This window comes from Polaromonas sp. P3_C2, from assembly GCF_056402675.1.
Window position 1 is genome coordinate 1 of sequence record NZ_JBFUGX010000302.1, and the last position, 5057, is coordinate 5057.

The 5057-nt window shown below is 64.4% G+C and carries 6 protein-coding genes; 1 reads left to right on the forward strand and 5 read right to left on the reverse strand.

Annotated elements, in window-relative coordinates; translation table 11 throughout:
• The first annotated feature begins 30 nt into the window (after window positions 1-30).
• Window positions 31-465, forward strand: a complete 435-nt coding sequence (locus AC1DWI_RS13500) for a hypothetical protein (RefSeq protein ID WP_477725007.1) — start codon at window positions 31-33, stop codon at window positions 463-465.
• A 26-nt stretch (window positions 466-491) separates the two neighbouring features.
• On the opposite strand, the gene AC1DWI_RS13505 is transcribed toward AC1DWI_RS13500, so the two are convergent.
• From AC1DWI_RS13505 to AC1DWI_RS13525, 5 genes are read right to left on the reverse strand one after another with little or no spacing between them, the layout of a single operon-like run.
• Entirely contained in the window at window positions 492-1118 is a 627-nt protein-coding gene (locus AC1DWI_RS13505; RefSeq protein WP_477668132.1) for a hypothetical protein, read from the reverse strand.
• Complete coding sequence (locus AC1DWI_RS13510) at window positions 1115-1747, reverse strand: SCO family protein (protein WP_477668131.1); 633 nt, start codon at window positions 1745-1747, stop codon at window positions 1115-1117. Before AC1DWI_RS13510 ends, AC1DWI_RS13505 begins: the two co-directional genes overlap by 4 nt.
• Window positions 1748-1783: 36 nt before the next feature.
• On the reverse strand, window positions 1784-2383 hold the full coding sequence (locus AC1DWI_RS13515; protein WP_477668130.1) for a c-type cytochrome: 600 nt from the start codon (window positions 2381-2383) through the stop codon (window positions 1784-1786).
• Between the two features lie 18 nt (window positions 2384-2401).
• Entirely contained in the window at window positions 2402-3004 is a 603-nt protein-coding gene (locus AC1DWI_RS13520) for a cbb3-type cytochrome c oxidase subunit II (RefSeq protein WP_477668129.1), read from the reverse strand.
• On the reverse strand, window positions 2994-4658 hold the full coding sequence (locus AC1DWI_RS13525; RefSeq protein ID WP_477668128.1) for a cbb3-type cytochrome c oxidase subunit I: 1665 nt from the start codon (window positions 4656-4658) through the stop codon (window positions 2994-2996). The genes AC1DWI_RS13520 and AC1DWI_RS13525 overlap by 11 nt, the downstream gene beginning before the upstream one ends.
• Window positions 4659-5057: the final 399 nt, after the last annotated feature.

The following is a 5057-nucleotide window of genomic DNA, read 5'->3' on the forward strand; positions in this document are numbered from 1 at the left end:
CCTTCACCTTCCATTCCAACGAGGATGCCCATGTCCAAGACAGATCTCCCTTCCTCTTCTGCCACGGAACCGCAAGCCGTGTCCGGTTCTCGCGTGGCTATCCTGGGCTTGGGCGGAGATGCCGTGGGCGACGCGTGCCAGTTCATGGAGCAGCTGGGGCTGGAGGCGGCGATACTCGACGCCGTCTCCATCGATCAACTGGAGGGGCTGCGCAATGTGGCGTTTTTGCTGCTCCTGCCGGGCAACAAATCCGATGCGCCCGCGGCCATGCTGGCCATTGGATTCATGCTGGCCGCGCTCGGCCGCAACCGCATTGCCTGCCTGCTGTCCGAAGACGACGCCTTGCCGGATGTCCTGAAGGGTGCCACAAGCATTTCGGTCGACGAGGCAGGCCTGTGGCGGCTGCTGCTGGCACGTGAGATGAAGCGGGCAGGCCTGGAGGTGGATCTGAACCTTGCCATGTGAGTGGCACCCCGGCGGCATGAGTGGTGTCAGCGTGCCGTGGGTTTCGTTGCTGCATCGTCAGGCAGCATGGCAGCGTCTCTTTGCATCAAGGCACGGACCAGCCAGGTAAACCATGCAGCGGCAATCGCTGCTGCAATCCAGACCAGCATCTGCCCCAGCCGGGCCTGGTCGTCCAGCAGGTAGGCGTTGCAGACGCGTACCGGCGAAGTTTCATACAGGTTGCCCACGACTGCCATCATCGGCAGCACATTGCCCAGAAAGAAACCCTGCACCAGCAGCCCCGCCGCGTGCCAGGACAAGCGCACGGCGGCGCCGCAGGCCAGCAGGGCCAGGCTTTTCAGGATTTCGATGCGGCTGTCCACCAGCGCCAGGTCCAGTACGCGGGGAATCATCATGATCGCGAGCATCATCGCGGCCGCGAACAAACCGCTGATGCCGTGGGCATTCCAGAGCCCCAGGCGAGCCAGCCAGTGCCCCGGCAGTGCTGCGGCGAGCAGATAGCCGGCGAGCGCCAGCAGGGGATACTGCACCAGCATGTGAAGGGTCATGCTGGCTTCCAGCCCATGCCGCAGGCCGGGCAAGGCCAGCAGGCACAGCAGGGCGACGGCCATAACCGCCAGGGTGCCGCGCGAGGGATGCGCCAGCCTCGTCATGGTGAGGCCGCCTGCGCAAGGTGCTGCGCATAGTCGAGCGCGAGCTGCTGTTCCGCGTAGTCAAAAATGCGAACCAGCCGGCCTTTCTGGTCGATGACCAGCAGCGCCGCGTTGTGTTCAAAATCGCCGCGGCCGTCAGGGACCACCACGACCTGGAAATCGGCCAGCAGGCGCTGGGTGTCCCGCGGGTCCTGCACACGCACAAAGCGCCATAGCGCCGGGTCGGCGCTCAATCGCGCTGCATAGGCCTGCAGCACGGCGGGGCTGTCGTGACGCCCATCGAAGCTGATCGACAGCAGCTTGACCCTGCCGCCGCGCTCCTGCCTCGCCTGCAATATCTGCTGCATTTGCTGGAAGCTGCTGCCCATCGCCAGGCAGACGGTCTGGCAACGTGTATAGACGAAATCCACCAGCGTGACGGACTGTCCGTCGGCGAGCCGCTGCGACAGCGCCTGAGGGGCGATGCCGGGTCCTTCGACGCTGACTGCGGGAGTTGCGACAGGTCGCAGCGCGACTTCGAGCCGGCGGGCGCCCTCGGCGGTCCAGACCTGGAAGTCGTGCGTCAGCCACGCGGCGGCGGCATAGCCCGCCAGGGCCAGCATGGCGCTGAGCAACGCGGTGCGAAGCATCAGGGCTGGCCCACCACGCTTGCTACCCCCTTCAGCTCAGGAGCTTTTGGCCGCCAGCGCCTTGAGTTCGGCGGCGCCGTTGAACGGTGTGGTGCGCGTGCCGGCCTTGCGTTCGGCTTCAAACAGCTCGGGCTTGATCGCACCCGCCTTGTTGGACCATTCGGCGCGGATGTAGCTTGCCACCGCGGCCAGTTCGGCATCGCTGAGCTGCCCGAACGCCGGCATGGCACCCTTGAAAGTGTTGCCCATGACGGTGATCTCGCCCGTGACGCCGTGCAGCAGGATGTTGGCCACGGTGCGCTCGTCGCCGGTGACCCATTCGGAGCCGTCCAGCGGTGGAAACACGCCGGGCAGCCCTTTGCCGGTGGCTTGATGACAGGCCACGCAGTTGGCGGTGAACAGCTGTTTGCCGTTGGCCGCAGCGCCCGGTGCGGGGCCCGAGAGGTCCGCCAGGGTGCGCTTGTCCCCCAGGTCGGCGCGGCCGAAGGAGCCGGACAGCACGATGTAGCCCGCGCCCCACAGCACCAGGGCCAATGCCCCGACCAGGAAGATCAGCGGAATGGGCTGGCTTTTTTCAGAGGGCTCCGCCTGTTCCCGCTCCTGGGCCCGGCTTTCAGATGTCTTGTCGTTCAACATGGGATGACCTTGTGTGGCTCAGGGCTTGGGGGCGGGTGGCAGCACCGGGTAGGTGTGGTTCAAGCCCTGCAGGTACTTGACCAGGTCCAGCGCCTGGGGCGAAGGCACGACCACCTGGCCGATGTTCGGCCCATAGGCGGGTGGCAGCGCCAGCGGTTGCTCACCCTCGCTTTCGGCGTCTTTCGCGTCCTTTACCGTGAAGAGATATGGGTAGGACGGCATGATGGAGCCGGGCACATAGGCGCGCGGCTGGTACAGGTGGCCCAGGTGCCAGTCCTTGCTCGGTTGGCGCGCCCCGATGTTGAAGAGGTCCGGCCCGGTGCGCATGCTGCCCAGCAAATGCGGCTTGTCATAGAAATAATCGCCCGGCACCGAGGCCCGGCCCCAGCCGCGCTCCGCGTCGGGGCCGAAGTTCCGGTCACGCGGCTGCTGGCTGTGGCAATACACGCAGCCATTGGCGATGTAGACCTCGCGCCCGCGCAGCTGGGCGCTGGTGTAGTTTTTCAGCTCCGGCGGCGGTTTGATGTCGCGCACCTGCATGTAGGGCATCACCACCAGGGCTGCCGTGGCGATGCCCAGGGCCACCATGGCGCCCGATGCCAGCTTGACTTCATTTTCCATGAGCGGCTCCCATTTCAACGCTGCGTGCGTCGTTGGGCCAGAAGAGGGCGGCGCCCGCACGGCCCGGYCCGAAACGAAGCGCCATGGCCAGGAAATGGCCGACGAACACCAGGTGGCTGAGCACCATCAGGCCGCCACCCACGGATCGCCATTTCAGGTAGGGCAGGGTCAGCTCGACGGAAGCCATGAAGGGCTGGGCGGCATCCAGCATGGCCACACCTTGAAGCCAGCCGCCGATGGTGAGCCCGACAAAATATATCGTCACCCCGACAGCCGCCAGCCAGAAATGCAGGGTGATCAGTTTCGGGTACGGCCACTCCCAGTTCAGCACCCGGGGCATCATGAAATAGATGGCGCCGAACAGCACCATGGTGACGAAGGCATAGGCGCCCAGGTGCGCATGGGCCACCGTGAAATGGGTGAAGTGGGTGATCTGGTTGACGCTGCGCAGCGCCTCCAGAGAGCCCTGCAGCGACGAGGCCAGGTACATCAGCCCGCCGAACATCATGAAGCGCAGCGTCGGCGAATAACGCGCCAGGTGCATACGCCCCTGCAGCGTGGCGCCCATGTTGATGCTGAAGGCGATCACGGGGATCACCATCATGACGCTCTGCACGATCGACAGCGTGATGAGCCAGCCGGGCACCGGGCCGCCGATGAGATGGTGGCCGCCGACCTGCCCGTAGAAAAATGCCAGCGTCCAGAAGCCCAGCAGCGAGAGGTTGTAGGAGCGTATCGGCCGGCCGATGATTTTGGGCAGGAAGTAATAGATGGCGCCCACGCTCACGGGCGTGAACCACAGGCCCAGCACGTTGTGCCCGTACCACCAGTTGGTGGTGGCCTGCTGCACGCCGGTGTGCACGCCGGGCATCTTGCCGACCAGGAAAAGCAGGGCAATCCACAGCAGCGCCGCCGTCATGTACCAGACGCTGACGTACAGGTGCGAGACCTTGCGGTTGACCAGCGTGAACAGCACCGGCAGGATGACGAGGGCAAAGCCGGCGAACATGAAGATCGCGATCTGCCACGGAATTTCCAGGTATTCCATGCCGTCGTTCCAGCCGGTCGCGATGGCGCCTATGCCCCCTGCGATGCCCATGTTGATGAGCGCCCCGCCCAGCATGACCCAGATGGCGCCGTAGAGCCGGGTGCGCAGCAGCCGCGGCAGCAGCCACACGATCATTCCCAGCGCGGCATTGGTGATCCAGCCGTAGAGCACGCCGGTCAGGTGCACCGTGCGTATGCGGCCGAAGGTCAACCAGGCATAGTCGGTAAGCCAGTCGGGCTCATGCAGCTTGATGGACGACACCAGCCCCGCCATCGAGCCCACGATGAGCCACAGGCAGGCAAAGGTGATGAACATGAACACCGGAAACGCGGTAGAGCGGTCGGACGTGATGCGGTCCAGCAGCTCGGCGGCATCGGCGGCGTGGGTCTTGATGCCGCCTTCCTTCACGGCCTTCTGCATCGACGCCTGTGCCACGTCCTGTAGCGCGGGGTCGTCGACCTGGCCGATCTCGCCGTGCGCGAAGATGACGGAAGCCGCGACAGGGTTTTCTACCAGTAGTCCTTTGCGCAGCGACCAGATAAAGACAAAGAGTCCGATGATGGACAACAGGAAAGCACCGAGAAGGCTGAGGGCGGCGCTGTCCATCATGCAGCTCCTTCAGGCAACGCCCGTCGCATCGTCGGGATATCCGGGATCTCATTGCCCGCGCTCCGGGTTTTCAGAAAGAGCGGTGTCGGCCGTCTGGAAGGCTGCGTCGGTCCGCCGCTTGTGCATGGTGCAACTGTCATGATTTCTCCGGTGTGAAAACCCGCAGACGCCATTTGCTGCGTGGCGCCGGTCGGGTGGGGCCGCGAGAACTTGCCGCAGGTGTTCCATACTACGCCTTTGATGGCTGCCAGCCTGGACGCCAGGCTGTATTCCAGTCATCTGCTACTGTTTTTATAGCTGCTTGCGCTCGCCTGCATTGGTCTGTAGCCTGAATCAATGTATTGATATAGCTTAAGCCAGGCCTCATCAAGCCGTGTTAGCCTCGCGGCCATGTTG